This is a genomic window from Kribbella sp. NPDC051770 (genome assembly GCF_040681455.1).
Classification (GTDB): Bacteria; Actinomycetota; Actinomycetes; order Propionibacteriales; family Kribbellaceae; genus Kribbella.
This window is the reverse complement of record NZ_JBFAYT010000005.1, coordinates 375042-395770: the sequence shown is the minus strand read 5'-3', so window position 1 is coordinate 395770 and position 20729 is coordinate 375042. Positions and strand designations below refer to the sequence as shown.

General features: G+C 70.8%; 15 protein-coding genes and 1 riboswitch. Of the genes, 6 read left to right on the top strand and 9 right to left on the bottom strand.

The annotated features are described in order from the left end of the window. The first annotated feature begins 3 nt into the window (after positions 1–3). The 4 genes from cysN to AB0M01_RS19530 all read left to right on the top strand — a co-directional run bounded on the left by cysN (position 4) and on the right by AB0M01_RS19530 (position 4535). Positions 4–1248, top strand: a complete 1245-nt coding sequence (gene cysN, locus AB0M01_RS19545; protein WP_363671594.1) for a sulfate adenylyltransferase subunit CysN — start codon at positions 4–6, stop codon at positions 1246–1248. After that, the gene (pssD, locus tag AB0M01_RS19540; RefSeq protein WP_363671285.1) at positions 1245–1742 is read left to right on the top strand and encodes a PssD/Cps14F family polysaccharide biosynthesis glycosyltransferase; all 498 of its coding nucleotides are present in this window, start codon (positions 1245–1247) and stop codon (positions 1740–1742) included. The genes cysN and pssD overlap by 4 nt, the downstream gene beginning before the upstream one ends. Next, positions 1739–2356: a glycosyltransferase gene (locus tag AB0M01_RS19535; protein WP_363671283.1), complete on the top strand. Its 618-nt coding sequence runs from the start codon at positions 1739–1741 to the stop codon at positions 2354–2356. Before pssD ends, AB0M01_RS19535 begins: the two co-directional genes overlap by 4 nt. Before the next feature lie 222 nt (positions 2357–2578). Next, positions 2579–2738, top strand: a riboswitch (cyclic di-AMP (ydaO/yuaA leader). A gap of 114 nt (positions 2739–2852) precedes the next feature. Then, positions 2853–4535 carry a hypothetical protein gene (locus AB0M01_RS19530; protein WP_363671281.1) on the top strand — a complete coding sequence of 561 codons (1683 nt, stop codon included), beginning with the start codon at positions 2853–2855 and terminating at the stop codon, positions 4533–4535. Positions 4536–4596: 61 nt separating this feature from the next. Here the strand turns inward: AB0M01_RS19530 and AB0M01_RS19525 are convergent, their stop codons facing one another. Then, entirely contained in the window at positions 4597–5322 is a 726-nt protein-coding gene (locus tag AB0M01_RS19525; RefSeq protein WP_363671279.1) for a class I SAM-dependent methyltransferase, read from the bottom strand. Between the two features lie 140 nt (positions 5323–5462). On the opposite strand from AB0M01_RS19525, the gene AB0M01_RS19520 reads away from it, so the two are divergent. Beyond that, the gene (locus tag AB0M01_RS19520) at positions 5463–6569 is read left to right on the top strand and encodes a hypothetical protein (RefSeq protein ID WP_363671277.1); all 1107 of its coding nucleotides are present in this window, start codon (positions 5463–5465) and stop codon (positions 6567–6569) included. A gap of 30 nt (positions 6570–6599) precedes the next feature. Here AB0M01_RS19520 and AB0M01_RS19515 read toward each other — a convergent pair whose 3' ends face one another. The 8 genes from AB0M01_RS19515 to AB0M01_RS19480 are packed head-to-tail and all read right to left on the bottom strand — an operon-like array spanning position 6600 to position 16981. After that, complete coding sequence (locus AB0M01_RS19515; protein ID WP_363671275.1) at positions 6600–7904, bottom strand: hypothetical protein; 1305 nt, start codon at positions 7902–7904, stop codon at positions 6600–6602. Then, positions 7901–9493, bottom strand: coding sequence for an oligosaccharide flippase family protein (locus AB0M01_RS19510; RefSeq protein ID WP_363671273.1), 1593 nt, complete (start codon positions 9491–9493; stop codon positions 7901–7903). The genes AB0M01_RS19515 and AB0M01_RS19510 overlap by 4 nt, the downstream gene beginning before the upstream one ends. Continuing rightward, positions 9493–11232: a hypothetical protein gene (locus AB0M01_RS19505; protein ID WP_363671271.1), complete on the bottom strand. Its 1740-nt coding sequence runs from the start codon at positions 11230–11232 to the stop codon at positions 9493–9495. Before AB0M01_RS19505 ends, AB0M01_RS19510 begins: the two co-directional genes overlap by 1 nt. Before the next feature lie 29 nt (positions 11233–11261). Then, positions 11262–12200 (bottom strand): glycosyltransferase family A protein, encoded by a 939-nt coding sequence (locus tag AB0M01_RS19500; protein WP_363671269.1) that lies wholly within the window; start codon positions 12198–12200, stop codon positions 11262–11264. Then, positions 12197–13495 carry a hypothetical protein gene (locus tag AB0M01_RS19495; RefSeq protein WP_363671267.1) on the bottom strand — a complete coding sequence of 433 codons (1299 nt, stop codon included), beginning with the start codon at positions 13493–13495 and terminating at the stop codon, positions 12197–12199. Before AB0M01_RS19495 ends, AB0M01_RS19500 begins: the two co-directional genes overlap by 4 nt. Further along, on the bottom strand, positions 13492–14397 hold the full coding sequence (locus AB0M01_RS19490; RefSeq protein ID WP_363671265.1) for a sulfotransferase: 906 nt from the start codon (positions 14395–14397) through the stop codon (positions 13492–13494). Before AB0M01_RS19490 ends, AB0M01_RS19495 begins: the two co-directional genes overlap by 4 nt. Then, the gene (locus AB0M01_RS19485; RefSeq protein ID WP_363671263.1) at positions 14394–15620 is read right to left on the bottom strand and encodes a hypothetical protein; all 1227 of its coding nucleotides are present in this window, start codon (positions 15618–15620) and stop codon (positions 14394–14396) included. Before AB0M01_RS19485 ends, AB0M01_RS19490 begins: the two co-directional genes overlap by 4 nt. Further along, the gene (locus AB0M01_RS19480; RefSeq protein ID WP_363671261.1) at positions 15617–16981 is read right to left on the bottom strand and encodes a hypothetical protein; all 1365 of its coding nucleotides are present in this window, start codon (positions 16979–16981) and stop codon (positions 15617–15619) included. Before AB0M01_RS19480 ends, AB0M01_RS19485 begins: the two co-directional genes overlap by 4 nt. 386 nt (positions 16982–17367) lie before the next feature. Between AB0M01_RS19480 and AB0M01_RS19475 the strand changes: the two genes are divergently transcribed. Then, the gene (locus tag AB0M01_RS19475) at positions 17368–20727 is read left to right on the top strand and encodes a PKD domain-containing protein (protein WP_363671259.1); all 3360 of its coding nucleotides are present in this window, start codon (positions 17368–17370) and stop codon (positions 20725–20727) included. Positions 20728–20729 lie beyond the last annotated feature (2 nt).

Sequence of the window (20729 nt, the reverse complement as noted above, 5' to 3'; positions counted from 1 at the left end):
GACATCCTCAGACTGGCGACCGCGGGATCGGTCGACGACGGCAAGAGCACCCTGATCGGCCGGCTGCTGTACGACACGAAGTCGGTCTTCACCGACCAGATCGAGTCGGTCGAGCGGGCCAGCCGCGACCGCGGTGACGACTACGTGAACCTGGCGCTGCTCACCGACGGCCTGCGGGCCGAGCGCGAGCAGGGCATCACGATCGACGTCGCGTACCGGTACTTCGCGACGCCACGGCGCAAGTTCATCGTCGCCGACACCCCCGGTCACATCCAGTACACCCGCAACATGGTGACCGGCGCGTCGACGGCCGACCTGGCGCTGATCCTGGTCGACGCCCGCAAGGGCCTGCTCGAGCAGAGCCGCCGGCACGCGTTCCTGTCCACCCTGCTGCACGTCCCGCACCTGATGCTGTGCGTGAACAAGATGGACCTGGTCGACTACTCCGAGAGCGTCTTCGAGCAGATCCGGGCCGAGTTCACCGAGTTCGCGACCAAGCTCGACATCGGGGACCTCACCGTCGTCCCGGTGTCCGCGCTGCTCGGCGACAACATCGTCACCCGCTCGGCCGCGATGCCCTGGTACGACGGACCGAGCCTGCTGCACCACCTGGAGAACGTGCACGTGGCCAGCGACCGGAACCTGATCGACGTCCGGTTCCCGGTCCAGTACGTGATCCGCCCGCACTCCGACAGCCACCGCGACTACCGCGGGTACGCCGGCCAGGTGGCCGGGGGAGTGCTGCGGGCCGGGGACGAGGTGATGGTGCTGCCGTCGGGGTTCACCTCGACGATCCGCTCGATCGAGACCGCCGACGGCGAGGTCGAGGAGGCGTTCGCGCCGATGTCGGTGACGCTGCGGCTGACCGACGAGATCGACATCTCCCGCGGCGACATGATCTGCCGGGTCAACAACGCCCCAACGGTCACCCAGGACGTCGACGCGATGGTCTGCTGGATGGACGACGCGCCGCTGCGGCCGGGCCAGAAGTTCGCGATCAAGCACACCACCCGGACCGCCCGGGCGATGGTGAAGGACCTGCAGTACCGCCTCGACGTGAACTCGCTGCACCGCGATCTGGGTGCCGACCACCTCGGGTTGAACGACATCGGCCGGGTCCGCCTGCGGACCACCCAGCCGCTGCTGTGCGACGAGTACAAGCGCAACCGCTCGACCGGTGGGTTCGTCCTGATCGACGAGGCGACCAACCGGACCGTGGGCGCCGGCATGGTCAACGAGGCGAGATGACGAGCGTCGAGCCCCGGCCGGCCGCCGACGCGGCGGTGCCGTCGATCCGGGTCCTGATGGTGTGTTCCAGCGGCGGCCACCTGGCGCAGCTGATGACGTTGCGGCCGTGGTGGTCCCAGCGGGACGTGTGCTGGGTGACGTTCCCGACCGAGGACGGCAAGTCGCTGCTGGCCGGCCAGCGGGCGGTGTACGCCTACCACCCGACCACGCGGAACGTGAAGAACCTGCTCCGCAACTTCGGCCTGGCGGTCGCCGTCCTGCGCCGGGAGCGGCCGGACGTGATCGTCACCACCGGCGCCGGCGTGGCGCTGCCGTTCTTCGTGCTCGGCAAGCTGGCCCGGATCCCGACCGTCTACATCGAGGTGTTCGACCGGATCGACCACCCGACGCTCACCGCGCGGCTCTGCCGGCCGTTCACCAGCCGGATGCTCGTCCAGTGGGACGAGCAGCAGGCGCTGTACTCCGGGTCCGCCGTCGTCGGGAGGCTGCTGTGAACACGTACGACGTCCTGGTCATCCTCGGCACCGACCACCACCACTTCGGCCGTCTGGTCGGCTGGGTGGACGACTTCCTGGAGCTCCCCGGCCACGAGGGCCGCACAGCGCTCGTCCAGCACGGCTCCACCCCGGCCCCGCGCCGGGCCAAGGGCCTCGGCATCGTCGCGTACGACGAACTGCAGGCGCTGATGCGCCAGGCCACGGCCGTCGTCTCGCACGGCGGCCCGGCGACCATGTTCGAGGTCCGCAAGCAGGGCCGCAAGCCGATCGTGGTCCCGCGGGACCCGCTGCTGAACGAGCACGTCGACCAGCACCAGCAGCAGTTCTCGCGCCGGATGGGCGCCCTCGGCCTGGTCACGCTGTGCGAGGACCGCAACGCCTTCCTGACCGCCCTCACGGGCGTCCTGGCGGACCCGGAGGCGCACACCGTGTCGGCCGAGGAAAACCATCGTGACAGCCTGCAGCTGAGCGCGGCCGTGACCACCACGGGTCAGATCATCGACGCCCTGGGCCGGGAACACGCCTTGAAAACAAGCGTTTCAAAGCATGTAAAGAATGTCATGTTCCGCCCGCGAGAGCGAAACCGAATGCCGGGTGGAGCGTCCGGATAACAGGTTTCGAACACGGTCGGTGACGATTTCGGTTGTTATCTGTCCGTGATCTTACGTTCCGTGAACTGGCTACGCTCGGTCATGTTAAGAGCGCTCTCGGACATCTTGAGGTCCTCGCCGGGACCTGCGTAAGCTCACCCGCGCCTGGCCCGGCCTGGGGACGTGCGAGGCTCGACCACCGTCGCCGGCGCGCAACGCCGAGTTCCGCCCTCCGGGCCGGCGATCTACCTACCACCCAGCGACAGAGGGCGGAAGTGGGGGAACCACAGGTTCCGCGGAGCACCAGCCCCCGGTGCTCCTTGGGGCGAAGCCGCAGCAGCGGCCGGGTAACACTTCCGACCCGAGCCCGACAGCTAACCTCACAGGCGTGCAGGAAGGACAGCCCCCCATGCGGGACAACCATTCCCGTAGGCATGGCCGACATCGGTCTGCCGTTCCCTCCGACGTACTGAACGAACCGGCCGCCAAAGCAGGCCGGCGGACCCTGATCCCGATCGTGGCAGCGAGCGCCCTGGTGCTGACCACCGCGGGGATCGGCTTCGCAGCTCTGAACGCCGACGAGCCCGCACCCGCCCCGGTGTCGCTCACGGCGACTGCGGACGCCTACGTGTCCACGAAGTCCCCCACCCAGCGGCACGGCTGGTCCACCCGGCTCGTCGTCAAGCAGAACGAGTCCACCAGCTTCGTCCGGTACGCCGTACCGGCCGCTGCCGAGGGGTACGCCCGCAAGGCCACCCTGGTCCTGACCAGGCTGACCGCGAGCAACCCGAGCAAGATCCAGGTCTCCACCGGCCCGGCGCGGTGGACCGAGGCGGTCTCCGCCTCCACCGGTCTGCGCGCCGGTACGGCGATCGCCTCCGCGGCCGACGACGGCAAGTCGAAGGAGCTGCGGATCGACGTCTCGGCCGGAGTCCAGAAGGACGGCGCGCTGAACCTGGCGCTCACCCAGCTGGCCGGTCGCGGCGGTTCGGTCTTCGGTTCCCGCGAGTCCGGCGCCACCCAGACGAAGCTGGAGATCAGCTACGTCAAGGGCGACGGCAGCGGTCCGCAGCCGTCGGTGCCGCCGACCAAGCCGACGGCTCCGCCCACCACCGGGCCGACCAAGCCGACCACGGCGCCGACCAAGCCGACGACGACTCCGACGAGGCCGACCACGACTCCGACGCAGACGCCGACCAAGCCGACGACGACGCCGACCCAGCCGACCGCGCCGCCGTCCACCGGCAACCCGGGCTGCTCGATCTCGGACAAGCTGGTGCCGTCCTGCGGTGCGTTCTTCGGCGCGGCGGCCAACCCGCTGGGCTCGGAGAGCTGGGACGAGGCGCTGACCGCGTTCGAGTCGACGATCGGCCGGACGCTGGACATCGCGCACTACTACAACTCGAGCCCGAAGCTGTTCCCGACGGCTGAGATGATCAAGCGGGCCCGCGAACCCGGTAAGAAGCGGATCCTGCTGCTGAACTGGAAGCCCGAGATGGGCCGCACCTGGGCCCAGGTCGCTGCCGGCGACCCGGAGGTCGACAAGGCCATCGACGCCGAGGCGCAGTACCTGAAGACGACCTTCCCGGAGAAGTTCTTCCTCGGCATCCACCACGAGCCGGAGGAAGAGGTCAAGCCGGCCGCCGGCTCGGGCTACACGGCCAAGGACTACGCGGCGATGTACCGCCACGTCGTCCAGCGGCTGAAGGCCAACGGCGTCACCAACGCCGTCTACGTGATGAACTACATGGGGACACCGCACTGGGGCTCGCAGCCCTGGTTCAACGACCTCTACCCCGGTGACGACGTGGTCGACTGGATCGCGGAGGACCCGTACATCTTCGGTGACGACGCGAACTGGTGGGGCCCGTTCACCACCGGTGTCAACCGCAAGGACACCTACACCAACCCGAGCTGGCCGGGCTTCTACACCTGGGCGACGACCAAGCACCCGGGCAAGCCGATCATGCTCGGCGAGTGGGGCATCGACGAGCAGACCATGCTCGGGATGAACAAGGCCGACGTGCTGCGCACGGTGCAGGACGGCCTGAAGAAGATGCCGCAGGTGAAGGCGCTGGTCTACTGGAACGAGGCCACCTTCCACACCGTCGGCACGACCCGGCTCGACTCGTCCGCGACCACCAAGGCCGCGGCGCGTGAGGTGCTGAACAGCGGGCTGCTGGCCCGCCAGGTCAAGTAGGCAGTACGCCGTACGAAGGCCCCCGTCCACACACCGTGGGCGGGGGCCTTCGCCGTTGCCGTCAGACCTTCTCGAGCACCAGGATCAGCGCCATCCCGAAGAACTCCAGCCGGGACCGCTCGATCGCGTCGGTGACCGGGCGGATCTTGCCGCCCAGGCCGGACCGGTCGAACGGCGGCATGATGTAGTCCACGCCGGTCAGCCGGAAGCCCTTGGCCTCGATCTGCTTCGACAGGCCGCGGACGGTGAACGAGCGGGCGTCGGCGAGCCGCTTGTGCAGCGGCACGATCCAGGGCAGGAACGGCCCGTACTGCGGCGGCCGCCGCTTGCCGGCCACGAAGAACCCGTGGGTCTCGAACGGGAACCACCGGTTCGGCGACGTGATCAGGAACCGGCCGCCGGGCGCCAGCACGCGGTGGATCTCGCCCAGCGTCAGGTCCAGGTCGGCGACGTGCTCGAGCACCTCGATCGTGGTCACCACGTCGAACGCCTCGTCCGGCAGGTCCAGCTTCTCGCCCGGCATCTGCCGGATCGTCAGCTTGGCCGCCAGTTCGGTGCCCTCGACCTCGGACCGGAAGACGGCCAGCCGCTCGGGCTCGACGTCGACCGCGGTGACCTCGTCGAACCCGGCGGCCAGGCGGCGGGTGTACGTCCCGTCGCCGCAGCCGACGTCCAGCAGGCGTTGGCCGGTCAGCTCGGTCAGTCCGGCGAGCGCGGTGAGTCGCTTCTCGACCCCGCGGTCACCTTTGTTGCTCCGATGGGCACCCAGGCCCAGCGCACGTGTCATGCGGATTTCCCCCACCCATACACAGCAGTACCCAAAGCCCCCCACAGGCTGGTGATTCACCATAACGACCCGGTCGGCCGCTGACAACGATCTGGGGAAATCAACCCGGCAACGGTTGTCACCGGCAGTAGCATCGGGTGATGAGTTCGCAACCCCGCAAGGGCTGGACGCGTTGGCTGGTCGGCGCCGGGGGCTGTGCCCTGGTCGCGGCCGTCGCGCTGGTGAGCTGCGCACTGGTCCGCGGAGAGGACCAGCCGTCTGGCCAGCGGACGGCGCCTGCGCCGTCCCCGCAGGCCACGCCAAGATGCACTGTGTCGGCGCTGCTGGTGCCCTCCTGCGGCGTCTGGTTCGGTGCGGCGGCCAACCCGCTGGGCGACGAGTCCTGGGACGAGGCGCTGCCGGCGTTCGAGAACGTCCTGGGCCGGCCGGTGGACATCGCGCACTACTACAACTCCAGCCCGAAGCTGTTCCCGACCGCGGACATGATCAAGCGGGCCCGGGAGCCGGGCAGGAAGCGGCTGCTGCTGCTCAACTGGAAGCCCGAGATGGGTCGCACCTGGGCGGAGGTCGCGGCCGGGGATCCCGAGGTGGACAAGGCGATCGACGCGCAGGCGGAGTACCTGACGACGACGTTCCCGGAGAAGTTCTTCCTGACCATCCACCACGAGCCGGAGGAGGAGGTCAGGCCGGCCGCGGGATCGGGGTTCACGGCCAAGGACTACGCGGCGATGTACCGCCGCGTGGCCCTGCGGTTGAAGGCGAAGGGCGCGACCAACGCGATCCTGGTGATGACGTACCGCGGTTCGCCGTACTGGGGGGTGCAGCCGTGGTTCGAGCAGCTGTACCCCGGCGACGACGTGGTCGACTGGATCGCCGAGGACCCGTACCTGTTCGGCCCGGACCCGGAGTTCTCCGGCGGGATCAGCCAGGCCGTGAACCGCACCCAGAAGGCCTACCCGACCTGGCCGGGCTTCTACACGTGGGCCACGAGCAAGCATCCGGGCAAGCCGATCATGCTGGCGGAGTGGGGGGTCAGCGACAACCTCGGTGAGGTGAAGCGCAGCGCGGTGTTCAGCACGATGCCCGGGCAGCTGACGGCGTTCCCGCAGGTGAAGGCGCTGGTCTACTGGAACGAGACCGACTTCAAGGACATCGGGGCCACCGAGCTCAAACCCGGCAGCCAGTCCGTCAACGCCCTTCGTACGGCGCTCAAGTCACCGCAGCGCAAACCGCCGCCGATCCCGTAGCCGGCGGTCCCGCAGGCCTGCTCCGCGCTGTCAGCGCAGCGCGATCAGCACGTGCCGGCGGCCGACACCGACGGCGGTCACCCAGCTCGGCTCCGGTACGCCGTTCTCGACCGTGACGGGCCCCGGCTTGCTGCGGTCGAGCCGGTCACCGGTGGCGAGCTGGCCGCGCCCGTTCGCGCCCCAGGTGAGGATCTCGCCGTTCTGCAGGACGGCGACGCTGTAGCTCTCACCGGCCATGATGTGCTGCACAGCAAGGAGTTTCGGCTCGCTGCGGCTGCCGTGCACCGGCGTCGCGAACGGCTGGACCTTGACCGTGCCGTTGCCGAGCTGACCGCCGTTGTTGTGCCCCCAGCCGACCACCGAGCCGTCCTTGAGCAGCGCCAGCGTGTGCTTCTCGGCCGACGAGATCTCGGTCGCTCCGGTCAGCGGCTTGCCGGGGGCGACCAGGACCTCCGCGGGGATGTTCCGGTTCGTCCCGGTGCCGTCGCCGAGCTGGTGGACGTCGTTGCGGCCCCAGGTCACGACACGCCCGTCGCCGAGCAGCGCGACCGAGTGCTGGCCGCCGATCGCGATCGCCCGTACGCCGGTCAGCGGCGCCTTCCCACGCCCGGTGACCGGGACCGGGAGCTTGGCGACCACCGGCGCCGACGAGCCGAGCTGGCCGTACTCGTTGTTGCCCCAGCCGAGCACCGTGCCGCGGTCGGTGAGCGCGAGCTCGCTGCCGCCGTCGGCCGAGATCGCCCGGACGCCGGTCAGCGGGCCGGTGGCGGTCGGGTTCAGGACGACGCTCGGGGTGGTCGGGTTCGCGGTGGTGTCGGCGTTGCCGCGCTGGCCGGAGTTCGCGCGGCCCCAGACGACGACGGTGCCGTCCTTGCGCAGGGCAACGGAGGTGTTGGAGTCGGCGGCGATGTCGACGACGCCGGTGAGCGTGCCCGGGGCGCCGTCGGGGGCGCGGACCGGGACGGGGACGAGCGAGGCGGCGCGGGTGCCGTTGCCGAGCTGGGCGTCCTCGTTGGCTCCCCAGGCCAGCACGCGGCCGTCCTGCATGAGCGCCAGCGAGTGCTGCTCACCGGCGGCCAGGCCGATGACGCCGACCAGGTTCGCGCCGTTGCGGTCCACCACCGGACCGAAGCTGGTGCGGATGCCGGTGGGCGCCGAGCGCCCGAGCTGTCCCGCGTCGGAGAAGCCGCTGGACAGCACCAGCCCGCCGGTGTTGCTGGGCCCCGCCGCCGAGGGCTCGGCGAGCGGCACAGCCTTGGCACACGCGCTGAGTCCGGCGGCGACACTCAGAAGAAGGGCGATGGAGAGGGTGAGGCGGCGAGGGCGGAGGGTCATGACATCGGCACCGGCTTCGTTTCTTCCGCGGCCGGGTGCTGACCGGCCGGCTGAGGGTTGCGACGGCGCAGCATCGCGGTGAACGCCGTCAGGGCAAGGTGGTCGCGCAGCTTCCACAGCGCGGCCAGGTAGCCGGCGGCCCCCACCGCCAGCACGGCCATCAGCACCCCGTCGGAGGGGTCCGTGACCAACTTCAAGATCGTCGGCGGGACGGCGAAGAAGGCGATCGCCAAGCCGCCGACCGTCACCGAGAGGCGGCTGAACGGCAGCCAGTGCAGGTTGGCCGAGACCTGGATCATCCCGAGCACGTTCCGGACCACGATCGCGGCCGCCCACGCGATCGCCGCGCCGACCATGCCGATCCGCGGGATCAGCAGCAGGTTCAGCGCCAGGTTGACGCCGAGGGCAACCAGTGCGTTGACCAGGCTGAGCCCGCTCCGCCCGGCCATCAGCAGAATCAGGTCGACCGGCCCGCCCGCGGCCGCGAGCAGCGCGGCCAGCGCGAGCACGATCACCACGTCGTCCCCGGCCCGGTACGCCGTACCGCCGAAGACGTGCAGCAGGAACGGCGCCAGCGCCAGGCAGGCGAGGAAGAACGGCCAGGTGAGCGACATCGTCCACGCGGTGACGGTCTGGAAGACGCGTTTGGTGGCCCGGTCGTCGCCGGAGGAGAGCAGCGCGCTGGTGTGCGGCGCGGCGACCTGCTGGATCGCCTGCGTGCCGAGCTGGCCGATCACGAACAGCCGGGTGGCGACCGTGTAGACGGCGGCCTCGGCGGGGGAGCGGAGCGCGGCGACGAGCACGATGTCGGCGCGCTGCAGGATGCTCTGGCTGATCCGGGAGATCACCCGCGGCCAGGTGTAGACCGCGTACTCGCGCCAGAGGTCGCGGCGGGCCGACGGCGGCAGGCCGGGGCCGGTCCGCGCGGTCAGGCGGCGCTCGATGACCAGGTACCAGGCGATCGCGACGATCGTCGCCACGACGTACGGCAACGCCCAGGCGAGCGTGAGACCGCCGAGTCCCGCGCCGGCCGCGACCGCGACGACCACGAAACCGACCTGGAGCAGCGCGCGGCCGATCTTGTCGACCAGCACCGTCGGGCGGATCGTGGTCAGCCCGCGGGTCGCGGACAGGACCGTGTTGGTCACCGCCGCGAGCGGTACACAGACCGCCAGTACGGCGACCGCCTGCGAGCCCGGCGTACCGCTGCCGTCACCGAGGACGGCGTCGGCGACCTGCGCGCGGAGGACGAGCAGCACGACGGCGACCAGACTGCCGCCGGCGAACGAGACCAGCGCGGCCATCCGCACCGTCGTCCGGGCGTCGGCGAGCCGGTCCTCGACCAGGAAGTGCGGCAGGAACTTCGACAGCGACACGTCCGAGCCGAGCTCGGCGATCGCCGCGACGATCAGGAACACCGCGGTGAGCGCGAACAGGCTGCCGGCCACGCCGGCTTCCGTTCCGCGGGTCACCACCCAGGTGAGCAGCAGCGTCAGCACCGCGCCGCCGGCGGCTCCCACCAGGTTGGCGGAGCCGCCGCGGGCGATCTTGTTCAGGCTGGCGGGATGCGCACCGGCCGGAGCGGCCACTACACCGATCTCCGCGACGCCGCGTACCCGGTCTCCTCGTCGTCGTCGGCCCCGCTCTCCGGGAACCACGGCGAGGACTCCTTGCGCTGGCCCTTTTCGTTGCCCTCGGCACCAGCTTTCTCGGTCTCCGGCTCCGGCCGGTCCTCCAGCATGGTCATCTCCTCGGTCCGCTCGTCCACCGCGACGAGCTTCGGCGAGGGAGCCGCCGCCTCCGGAGCGGAGGCGGCCGCTGCCGGTGCGACCTCGGTGGCCGCCACGGGTGCCTCTTCTTGCTTGTTCTTGCGGGACTTGCGCGGCGACTGGTCGACGACCACACCCACCAACCGCGCCCCACCGCGCGTGACAGCCTCAGCCGCGTGCTGCAGGTCGACCGACGTGGTCTGCCGCAGGCTGACCAGCACGATCACGTCCGTGCACAGGTCGGCCAGCGTCAGCGTCTCCGGCGCCGAGGCGATCGGCCCGGCGACCAGCACCCAGCGCGACTCCGGCGTCAGCCCGTCCAGGAACTCCCGCATCTGCGGCGACGCCAGCTTGTCCACCGACGCGGAGAACGTCGGCCCGACCGGTACGAACCGCAGGTTCGGCTGGTACTCGGTCACGACCTCACCCGGCGCGGCGACCTCGTTCAGGACGTCAGCAACACCAGCAGTGTCGCCGAGCCCGGTAGCGCGAGTCAGCTCACCACCAGCATCCACAACAGCAACAGTCTGGTCGGCCCGCGCCAGCGCAGCCGCCAGCGCCAGCGGAGTCGTCGTGTGCGACTCAGCAGCCCCAGCCGGCACGAGCAGCACAGCCCCGCCGTCCGGACTCGCCACCCCCAGCACACTCCGCAGCAGCCGAGCCCCGTCCGGCAGCCCAGCCGAAGCGTCCACCAGCAACGCGTCAGCGTGCTCGTCAGCAGCAGGCTGCACAGTGCTCAGCACCGGGTACCCCAGCGCCTTCACGTCCTCGACAGTCCGCAGCGTCCGGTCGTTCAGCGCCCGCATGACAGCCAGGACGAGCCCGAGCAGCAGCCCGACCCCAGCACCGGCCACCGGCATGATCCACCCAGGCAGCCCAGCGGCACCCGTCGGCAGGTTCGCCGGGGACAGCACCTGTCCCGGGTCGCCCTGGAACAGCCGCAGGTCGCTGATCTGGTTCTCCAGCTTGGTCGCCTCGGCAGTGGTCGTGGCGACGCGCTGGTCGGCCAGCACGCGCGCCGGCGTACCGGCGGTGGTCTTGTTGAGCGCCTGCAGGTTGCGCTGCAGGGCGGACTGGTTGGCGGTCCGGGCCTTGGTCAGGTTGTTGATCTGGGCCTGCACCGACTCGGCGGCCCGCCGCTCACGAGCGACCAGGTACGCCGAGGCGAACGCGTTCGCGCCGTCGCGGGCCGCGGCCGGGGTGATGTCGGTGTAGGCCACCTCGAGCACCTGCGAGTTCGGCGGGTTGGTGACCGCGAGCTGCTCGACCAGGGCCGCGACGGACGCCTTGCTGCGCAGCGTCGTCTTGGCCAGCTGGGCGACCGCGTCGGAGCTGACCAGCTGCGCCTCGGTACCGAGGTTGGCCAGGTTCTGGCCGCGGGCGCCGGGCGCGTACGGGTTGCCGTTGGCCGGCTCGACCAGCACGGTCGCCGTCGCGGTGTACGTCGCCGGCTGCTGCCGGGCGCCGAGGAACCCCAGCGTGGTCCCGACGGCCGCCAGCACCAGGATCACCGGCAGCCGGCGCGCGAGCCCCGACCAGGTGAATCTGCTGCCCTGCACCGGTCCTGTCGTCTCCCTCGTCGTGCCGCTCATATTCCCCGCCCTCTCGCATTCGCCCATTGCAGAACTCTGTTCGCCGGGACGACCCCAGAAGCGATCGCCAGCGCGAGGTACCCGCGCTTCTCACCAGGTGCCAGCCGCAAGGCCCGCAGGGCCCACCGGCTGGACTCCGTACGGCGCTTCAGCGCGCCGTACGCGACGGCCTTCTGGCCGTAGATCCGGGCCAGCCCGCGCGGGCTCTCCCGGATCACCGCGTGCTTGTCGACCATGTAGTCGAGCGCGTCGATGATCACCGCCCAGCGGGTGGTGAAGAACGACCCCGGGTGCCAGAGCACCTCGACCAGCGGCTTGCTGACCACGGCCACCTTCTCGGCGGCCAGCGCCCGCAGCATCCAGTCGTAGTCCTCGGCGTACCCGCCGGGCAGGTCCTCGTCGACCCAGCCGATCCGGTCGAAGGCGGCCCGGCTGACCACGACGGTCGACGGGTGCGCCTCCATCACCCGGCGCCGGGCCAGCTCGGTGACCGTGACGTCGGCCGGCGTCGGGACCCGGACGTGGGTCTGGTCGCCGATGGTGATCTCGATCCCGCAGACCGACAGCCCGGCGCCGGTGGTGGTCAGCATCGCCACCTGGGTGCCGAGCTTGTCGGGACGCCAGCTGTCGTCGTCGTCGCAGAACGCCAGGTACTCGCCGCTGGACGCGGTGACGCCGCTGTTGCGGGCGCCGGCCAGACCGGGGGAGCGGGTGTTGGTGACGACGTTCACCCGGCGTTCGCCGGCCTGCCCGGTCAGCGGCAGGTCCGCCGCCAGCGTGGTCTCGGGCTCGCTCTGGTCGTAGACGACGACCAGCTCGACCGGACCGGCGTAGTCCTGGGCGGCGATCGACGCGAGCGCCTTGCGGAGCAGCTCGGGCCGGTTCCGCGTGGCGACGACGACGCTCACCGAAGGAGCAGTGGGCGATGTACTCATGAGGTGCTCCTTCTCAGCACGGCTGGTACGAACCGGTTCGACCCGGACAGCAGAACGATTCCCTGGACGGTGGCCCCGACCTCGGCGATCCGGTGCACGGCCTCGGCCAGTGCCTGGCGCCTGGTGCGCGGGGTGACGATCAGTACGACGTTGCCGGTCATCCCGGCCAGGACGGAGCCCGGCTCGCTGGTCACCCCGTCGCTGGTGACCAGCACGGTGCTGGCGCGGGCCCGGCTGCGCGGGACCGGCACGGTGTCGACAGGCAGCACGCTGTGGTCAACGACCCAGGCCCGCCGTCCGTGATGCCGCAGCGCGGCGGACAGCTGGTCGGCTGCCGCGCGTTCGAGGTCGCCGGGCGGCCGGTCCGGTGGAGCGACCATGACCGTGCCCGTCCCCAGACCCAGTACGCCGGAGGTGATCGGGTCCCAGCTCCGGGCCCCTGGTCCGCCGGTCTTGTGCAGCTTGAGCTTGACCACGGCGCTGTCCGGCACCAGGTGGGTGACGTCCTTGGCGCTGCCCAGCCGGGACGAGCGGAACGCGGCGATCAGCAGGCCGCCGAGTCCGCCGAAGACCATGCCGGCCACCGGCGGCACCAGCGGGTTGACCCGCCGGGCGCTCGTCGTACCGCCGACCCGAACCACCTGGCCGGGGTAGGCGCTGGTGACGCGGACCTGCCGCGACTCGGTCTGCCGGGCGGCGATCTGGGCCGCGATCGCCTGCCGGGTGGCGCGCTGCTCCGCGAGCTTGGCCGCGGTCGGGCTGCCGGTGATCAGCGTGCCGTCCAGCCGGGCGTTCAGTGTCGCGATCTGCTGGCCGATCAGCTCGACCCGGTGGTCGCGGCGGTCCTCGAACTCGGCGCGGCGCAGCTTCAGGTACTCCGTGGTCATCGCCACGGCGCCCTTCTCGGCGGCCCGCCGGTCGGTGGACACGTACGTCACCTTGAGCACCTTGGTGGTCGGCACCGCCGAGATGTGCACCTTGGTGTTGATGTTCTTCTCACCGGTCGCCCGCCGGGCCGCGTCCAGGATCGGCTCCGAGACCAGCCGGGCCGCCTCGGTGTCGATGGTGAACCACTTCGCGCCCTCCTCGCCCTTGCGGGCCAGGTAGAGCGGCGCGTCCGCGACCAGCACGGCCGAGGTGGACGAGTAGACCCGCGGGGTGCGGACGGTCCAGGCGACACCGGCGGCCGCACCGAGCAGCGCGCAGACGGCAACGGCCACCGCGCCCCTGCGCATCGCGCGCAGGTAGGCGGACAGCTCGATGGCGTCGTCGCGCGCCGGGCGGCCGGGCTTCACAGCCGCCAGCTCGGTGTCTGGCCGAGGATCACCGACAGCTCGGCGTCGGAGTCGTCGAAGCGCTCGAGCAGCGTCGAGCGCAGCGAGTCGGCCATCGGCTTGCTCGGCCGCGCGTTGGCCTGCTCGACCTTCGCCGGGTCGTGCACCGGCAGCCCGAGCCACTCCTGCAGCCGGGCGAACTGCTCGACCGGCTCGGCGAAGAACCGGTTCGCGTCGATCACGAAGACCTGCTCCGGCGAGAGCGCCTGCTGCAGCCGGACGATCTGCTCGGCGTACCGGCCGCGGCCGACGTAGGCGTGGTGACGGTGGTGGAAGCTCTGGTACGACGGGTCGGCCTGGATCCGCTCGACCTCGCCGGCCAGCCGCTCGTCCTCCAGCGCCAGCGCGGTCTCGAAGTCCTCGGTCTCGAAGCCGCGGGCCTTCTCGTGCTTGTACGCCGAGAACGCGCGCTCGACCGGGTCACGGACCAGCGTGACCACCTTGACGTCCGGCAGGTGCCGCGCGATCCGCTCGGCGGCCAGCGGGTGGAACATGTAGTACCCGCTGCTGTCGAAGGTCATCGGCCGCCCGTACGCCCTGGTCCGGGCGGCGGCCACCGGCGCGACCGGGAAGTGCCCGCGGTACCACGACCACGGGTGGTCGTAGCCGATGTCGAAGTACCCGATGCCCTTGTGGAACAGGGGCCGCACGATCGCCGGGTGGTCGACCAGCAGCCGGTACAGCGTCGTCGTACCGCAGCGCTGGGCGCCGGCGACGATCAGGTCCGGCAGCATCCGGACGCCGGAGGTGGCGCGGCCGACCGCACGGGTGGCGGTGCGGATCGCCTGCTGGGCGCTGTCCGGGACGACGTCGCGGGTGGATCGCAGGACGGCGGTGCTCCTGCCGGTCAGACCGGTGGTCATCGGACTCCCTTCGCGGCGGCGATCCGCCGGCTGTGCCGGTCCAGTGCTTGCAGCACGGTCCGGGTCGTCGGACGGATGACGTCCCCCTGGTCGCCCTGGCTGCCGATCAGGTAGCGGGCGGTGAGTGACGCGAGGTACAGCCCCGCCAGCAGCTCCTGCTCAGCCGGCGGGCAGTTCGGGTGGTGCGTGAACGGACTGGTCAGCGCGGTGTCCAGCACCGCGTCGGAGAAGCCCTCGGCGCGCGTGCTGGTGTGGACCACGTAGTGCACCCGGTCCAGCCCAGCCGGTACGCCGGTGGCGAAGCGCTCCCAGTCCCACAGCTGCAGCCGGCCGCCCTTGTGGTTGAGGTTCCACGGCGCGAAGTCCCCGTGCCAGGCGGTCAGCCGGACCAGGTCGTCACCGCGGCTGCGCTCGATGCGCTCCAGCGACGCGTCGTACGACGCCCGGTGGCCCTCGTCCTCGATCTGGTCCGCGGTGGCGCGCAGGTCCTGCCAGTACGCCGTACTGGCGAGCTCTGCCGAGCCTTCGTCGTACTGGTCGTAGAGCTCGTCCAGTGGCTCCAGCGGCGGCTGCAGCAACGCGCCGGCGCCGGGCCGGACGGTGGTGTCGAGTGCGGAGATGACCAGCAGCTCCAGACCCTTCCAGCTGCCGCGGTGCAGCAGCCGGGGGATCTCCAGCAGCTGCCAGTCGTGCTCGGCGAGCAGAGCCAGGTTGGCGCCCTCTTGCCGGACCAGACCGGCGGTGAGCGCGGAGTCACCGACCTTCACGTACGCGATGCAGCGGCCGCGCCAGTCGAAGACCTGCAGGATCGGCTTCTGGTTGGCGCGCAGCGAGCCGACGCCGAGACCGACCACGACCTCCGTGCCGAGCACGCCGGACAGGTACTGCTCGACGGACTCTCCGGCGACGGGCGGCAGCGTGATCCGGATCCGGTCGGCCAGCAGGCCCTCGGCGCGGGCCCGGAGCGCGACCGAACCGATCAGCCGGACCGCGCGCTCCTTGCTCGACAGCGCGCGGCTGAAGCGACGCAGCCCGCTGGCCGCGGCGGCCGGGCGCCCGGCCGGGACCAGCAGCCGTGGCGCGGAGCGTGACGGGACGAAGATGAGGTCCTGCGTCCCCGCCGTACGGCGACGGCCGCGGACGACCTCGACCGTCCGGCCGGGCCAGAGCCGCTCCACCGCACCGACCAGCCGGTCGGTGGTGACGTCGGCGATCAGCGTCATTCGGTCGTCACCGCCTTCGCCTCGCGCTCGTCACGCCACATCAGGCCGAGCGCGATCATCAGCGTGAACAGCGGCGAGCCGAGCGTGTCGTAGACCAGGATCTCGATCAGGAAGAACAGCAACACCGCGCAGCCGATCATCGCGATCGGCTCCCGGCTGCGGATGTGGCGCGCGAACCGGACCAGGAAGAAGGCCAGGAACAACGCCGTCCCGAGCAGCCCCTGGGTGAACACGACCAGCCACAGGTGCCCCTGCGTCCCGAACGGCGGGACCGCACAGGCCGGGCAACCGAGCGTCGCGCCGCCGGCGATCGAGCCGAAGCTGCCCTCGACGTCGCGGGTGTTGCCGAAGCCGATCAGCGGCGAGCCCTTCACGGTCGACTCGACGGTCTTGAACGCGAGCTCGCTGCGGCGGTCGTTGCTGTGCTGGTGGGCGAGCCGCTCGCTGATCATGTTCGGCAGCGGTGACAGCAGCGCGGCCACCACGGCCACCACGGCGACCGGTGCCAGCCACGCCATCGCGTTGAAACCGCGCAGCCGGATCACCTGGACGACGGCGTACAGCGCGCCGACCACGAGCACCGCCCACAGGCCACGGTTCAGCGAGTACACGACCGGTACGGCGGCCACCACGAGCACCGGCCAGCCGGCCAGCCGCCGCCAGCCGGAGTCGCGCCCGAACCACCCGTACAGGAAGAACGGCAGGTAGAAGGACAGGTTCGCGCCCCACGAGTTCGCGTAGGCGTACGGCGCCCGCGGCCGCGGCTGGGCGAAGCCGAGCACGTTCTGGATGTCGGCGGTGGCCGGGTGGATCAGCGCGCGCAGGAACTTGTTCGCCCCGACCGAGTGCGGCAGCACCAGCTCGAGGAACGAGCTGAACTGCAGCGTCGGCGCGAGCACCCCGAGCAGACCGCCGAACGCGGTCACCACGAACATGTAGCCGAGCAGCCGGACCACGCGCTCGGTCGGCAGCTGCGCCTTGCTGGTGTTGCCGACGTACAGCAGGACGATCGTGACCACCAGGTACCAGCACAGGCGGTACACGTAGGTGAGGACCGTGCCGCCGAGCGGGCCGGTGGTGCTGTACGGCGCGTCGCTGGTCAGCATCGTCGCGCTGACCAGGACCACGGCCAGGAAGCCGATCCACCAGCCGAAGCCGCGCGGCGCGATCACCGTCCGGCGGCTGATCAGCGACCAGGCCATCGGGACCGCGGCGATGAAGAAGATGAACTCGGTCAGGCCGAGCACCCACCACAGCGGGAAGCCCAGGAACAGCACGGACAGCGGCCACCCGGCCCACCAGCGACGGCGCTGTCCGGGCGCCGTGCCGGCCCCCGCCGCGGCGACGTTGTGTGACGACAAACCGATTTCCCCCACCCGTGCTCCCGAGCACCTGCGACCCCGGCCCCCCGGCCAAGCTGGTGCTCTCCCCACAAGGAGGATAGGGGCAGGAGAACGGATCGCCAATGACCGGTGACGTTTTCGGCACCTGTCCGTGACGAACCGGGGGCGGCGCGGGGAAGCCGAGCGGCCGTTTTGGTCACCCACCGTGACGCCGGCGTGGCCTCGGGTTCACTTATCACACCAGATCGACGCTCCGGCAACTGTTTTGTGGCCGAAGTACTGCGGTAGCAGGTCCGAAGGTGTTTACTGTGCGTCCAAGGGGACCTGGAGCGCTGGGGGGTGTGCCAGGCAAGGGTTGTGCCCGGCACCGCCGTTCGGCGCGCTGCGGGGCGGGGGGAGTAGACGTGCGCAAGTCCTATTTCTGTGTGCTCGTGGCGCTGGTGACGGCGCTGGCCGGGTTCGTGGTGTTCACCGGCCCGTCGGCCACCGCGGTCCAGGTGCCGCAGAGCGGTGTGGTCACCGACGACCCGGCGAACTGGACGCCGAACGTGCTGGACGGGTCGGTCAAGACCATCCAGCAGTTCGGCAACCGGATCCTGATCGGCGGTGAGTTCACCCAGGTCCAGTCCCGCGACGGCACCACGACGTACCCGCGGACGAACCTGGCGGCCTTCAACGCGACCACCGGGGAGATCGACGCGACCTTCGCGCCGAACCCGGACGGCGAGGTGACCACGATCATCCCCGCCGGTGACGGTGTGAACGCGTTCGTGGCCGGCTACTTCAACAACATCAGCGGCGGCGGCTCGCCGAGCGTGGCCAAGATCAACGCCACCACCGGCGCCCGCGTGTCGGGCTTCCACTTCCCGCGCATCGACGGCCGGGTCCGCGACCTGCGGCTGTCCAACGGGCGGCTGTGGATCGCCGGTCTGTTCGCCAACTACGAGGGCCACGCCCAGGCCGCGCTGGCCACCGCCAACCCGGTCACCGGCGACTACGACCCGTACATGAACCTGCAGATCGCCGGTCTGCACCGCGGCGGCGTGACGACGGTGATGAAGATCGACATCACGCCGGACGGCAGCAACCTGGTGGCCATCGGCAACTTCGACACCATCTCCGGGGTCAAGAAGCACCAGGTGTTCATGCTGAACCTGACCGGTCCGAGCGCGACCGTCGAGAACTGGCAGACGAACTTCTACAACACCGCCTGCTCGAGCTCGTTCACCACCTACATGCGTGACCTGGACATCTCGCCGGACGGCTCGTACTTCGTCATCTCCACCACCGGCGCGTACGGCGGTTCGCTGACCGCCTGCGACTCGACCGCGCGCTGGAACACCGCCGCCCGCGGCTCGGACCTGAAGGCCGCGTGGATCAACAACACCGGTGGCGACACCACGTACGCCGTCGCGATCACCGGCTCGGTGGTCTACACCGGCGGCCACGCGCGCTGGCAGAACAACCCGTTCAGCGCCGACTCGGCCGGCCAGGGCGCGGTCTCGCGGCCCGGCATCGCCGCGCTCGACCCGATCAACGGCCTGCCGCTGTCGTGGAACCCGACCCGTGAGCGCGGGGTCGGTGTGTTCGACCTGCTCGCCACCCCGACCGGCCTGTGGGTCGGCTCGGACACCGACCGGATCGGCAACTTCGAGTACCACGCCAAGATCGCGTTCTTCCCGCTCGCGGGCGGCACCACGATCGCGCCGAACAACACCCCGACGCTGCCGAACAACCTGTACATCGCGGGCCGGCGGACCGGGAACATCATCTTCGTCACCTGGGACAACACCGTCGGCCGTTCCTCGTTCAACGGCACCACCGCGAGCGCGCTGGCCACGGTCCCGAACGGCGGCCTGACCTGGGGCAACAACCGCGGCGCCTTCATGCTGAACGGCCAGCTGTACGCCGGCTGGTCCAACGGCGTCTTCGACAAGCGAAGTTTCGACGGCACCACGTTCGGCACCCCGACCCCGGTGAACACCGGTGACCAGATCACCAACATGTCCACCTGGCACGGCGAGGTGCAGAACATCACCGGCATGTTCTACGACTCCGGCCGGATCTACTTCACCCGCTCGGGCCAGAACAACCTGTACTACCGGTACTTCACGCCGGAGTCCGGCGTGATCGGCGCGAACATCTTCACCGCGACCGGCAACGTGACCGGGCTGAACTTCTCCCAGGTCAACGGCATGGTGCTGGCCGGGAACACCCTGTACTGGGCGCAGTCCACCGACGGCACCCTGCGCAAGATCACCTTCAACTCGGCGACCGGCGTACCGACCGCCGGTACGGCGCAGACGCTCAGCACCGGCGGCATCGACTGGCGCGCCCGGACACTGTTCCTCTACCAGGACCCGACCGGCCAGGGCCCGAACCAGCTGCCCACCGCCCAGGCGGCCGTCAGCTGCACGGACCTGAACTGCGCGTACTCCTCGGCCGGCTCGGCCGACCCCGACGGCACCATCGCGTCGTACGCGTGGACCTTCGGCGACGGCGGGACGAGCACCGACGCCAACCCGTCGTACCGGTACGCCGCGGCCGGCACCTACTCGGTCGGCCTGACCGTCACCGACAACCGGGGCGGCACCGCGACCAAGACCCAGAACGTCGTCGTGACCCACGTGAACACGTTGCCCACCGCAACGTTCGGGGAGAGCTGCGACAGCCTGACCTGCGCCTTCGACGGCTCCGCGTCGAGTGACGTGGACGGTCCGATCACGAACTACGCGTGGAACTTCGGCGACTCCACCACGGGCAGCGGCGCCACGCCGTCGCACACCTACGCCGCCAGCGGCACCTACACGGTGACGCTGACGGTGACCGACAACGAGGGCGGCACCAAGGCGACCTCGCACCCGGTCACGGTGACCCGGATCAACCAGGGGCCGACGGCGAGCTTCACGACGGACTGCACCGACCTCGCGTGCGGGACGAACGCGGGCGCCTCGAACGACCCGGACGGCACGATCACCGACTACGCCTGGAACTTCGGGGACAGCGCGACCGGGTCCGGAGCGACCGCCTCGCACACCTACGCGGCGGCCGGCACGTACACGATCAGCCTGACCGTCACCGACAACGACGGCGCGACGGCATCGACCACCCGGACGGTGTCGGTCGTCGACCCGGCCCGGTCCATCGACTTCGTCGGGTCCAGCCGGGTGAACGGCAACGCCGCGAGCTTCGCCGTCACGGTACCGGCCGCGGTCACCGCCGGTGACGCGCTGCTGCTGTTCTTCGCCGACAACGACCCGGGACCGACGGTCACCGGTCCGGCCGGCTGGACGCTGGTCGACTCGGTCGCCTCCACCAACCAGGTGGGCCGGCTGTGGCGGCGTACGGCGACCGCGGCCGACGCGGGCAGCACCGTGGCCGTGACGACGTCCGGGCTGACCAAGGCCGACGCGACCCTGCTCGCCTACCGCGGTACGGCGGCCAACCCGATCGCGGTGTCGGCCACCGGCAGCGAGACCGTCGCCCAGGCCGCGCACACCGCGCCGGCTCTGACGTCGGCGACGGTCGGCGGCAAGCTGGTCAGCTACTGGGCGGAGAAGTCGTCGGCGACGACGACCCTGACCGCCCCGGCCGGCACCACCGCGCGAGCGAACAGCACGGGCGCCGGCTCCGGCCGGATCACCGCGCTGGCGGTCGACCGCACCGACCCGGTGGTTCCGGGTGCGGTTCCGGGGCTGACCGCGACGGCCGACTCGGCCAGTGCCCGGGCGCTGATGTTCAGCGTCGTCCTGGCCCCGAGCTGATC

What these genes read in the sequence shown, in the direction of transcription:
- pssD (WP_363671285.1), top strand. Translation starts at nt 1,245, where the DNA reads ATGACGAGCGTCGAGCCCCGGCCGGCCGCCGACGCGGCGGTGCCGTCG.
- AB0M01_RS19525 (WP_363671279.1), bottom strand. Translation starts at nt 5,322, where the DNA reads ATGACACGTGCGCTGGGCCTGGGTGCCCATCGGAGCAACAAAGGTGAC.
- AB0M01_RS19520 (WP_363671277.1), top strand. Translation starts at nt 5,463, where the DNA reads ATGAGTTCGCAACCCCGCAAGGGCTGGACGCGTTGGCTGGTCGGCGCC.
- AB0M01_RS19515 (WP_363671275.1), bottom strand. Translation starts at nt 7,904, where the DNA reads ATGACCCTCCGCCCTCGCCGCCTCACCCTCTCCATCGCCCTTCTTCTG.
- AB0M01_RS19500 (WP_363671269.1), bottom strand. Translation starts at nt 12,200, where the DNA reads ATGAGTACATCGCCCACTGCTCCTTCGGTGAGCGTCGTCGTCGCCACG.
- AB0M01_RS19490 (WP_363671265.1), bottom strand. Translation starts at nt 14,397, where the DNA reads ATGACCACCGGTCTGACCGGCAGGAGCACCGCCGTCCTGCGATCCACC.
- AB0M01_RS19485 (WP_363671263.1), bottom strand. Translation starts at nt 15,620, where the DNA reads ATGACGCTGATCGCCGACGTCACCACCGACCGGCTGGTCGGTGCGGTG.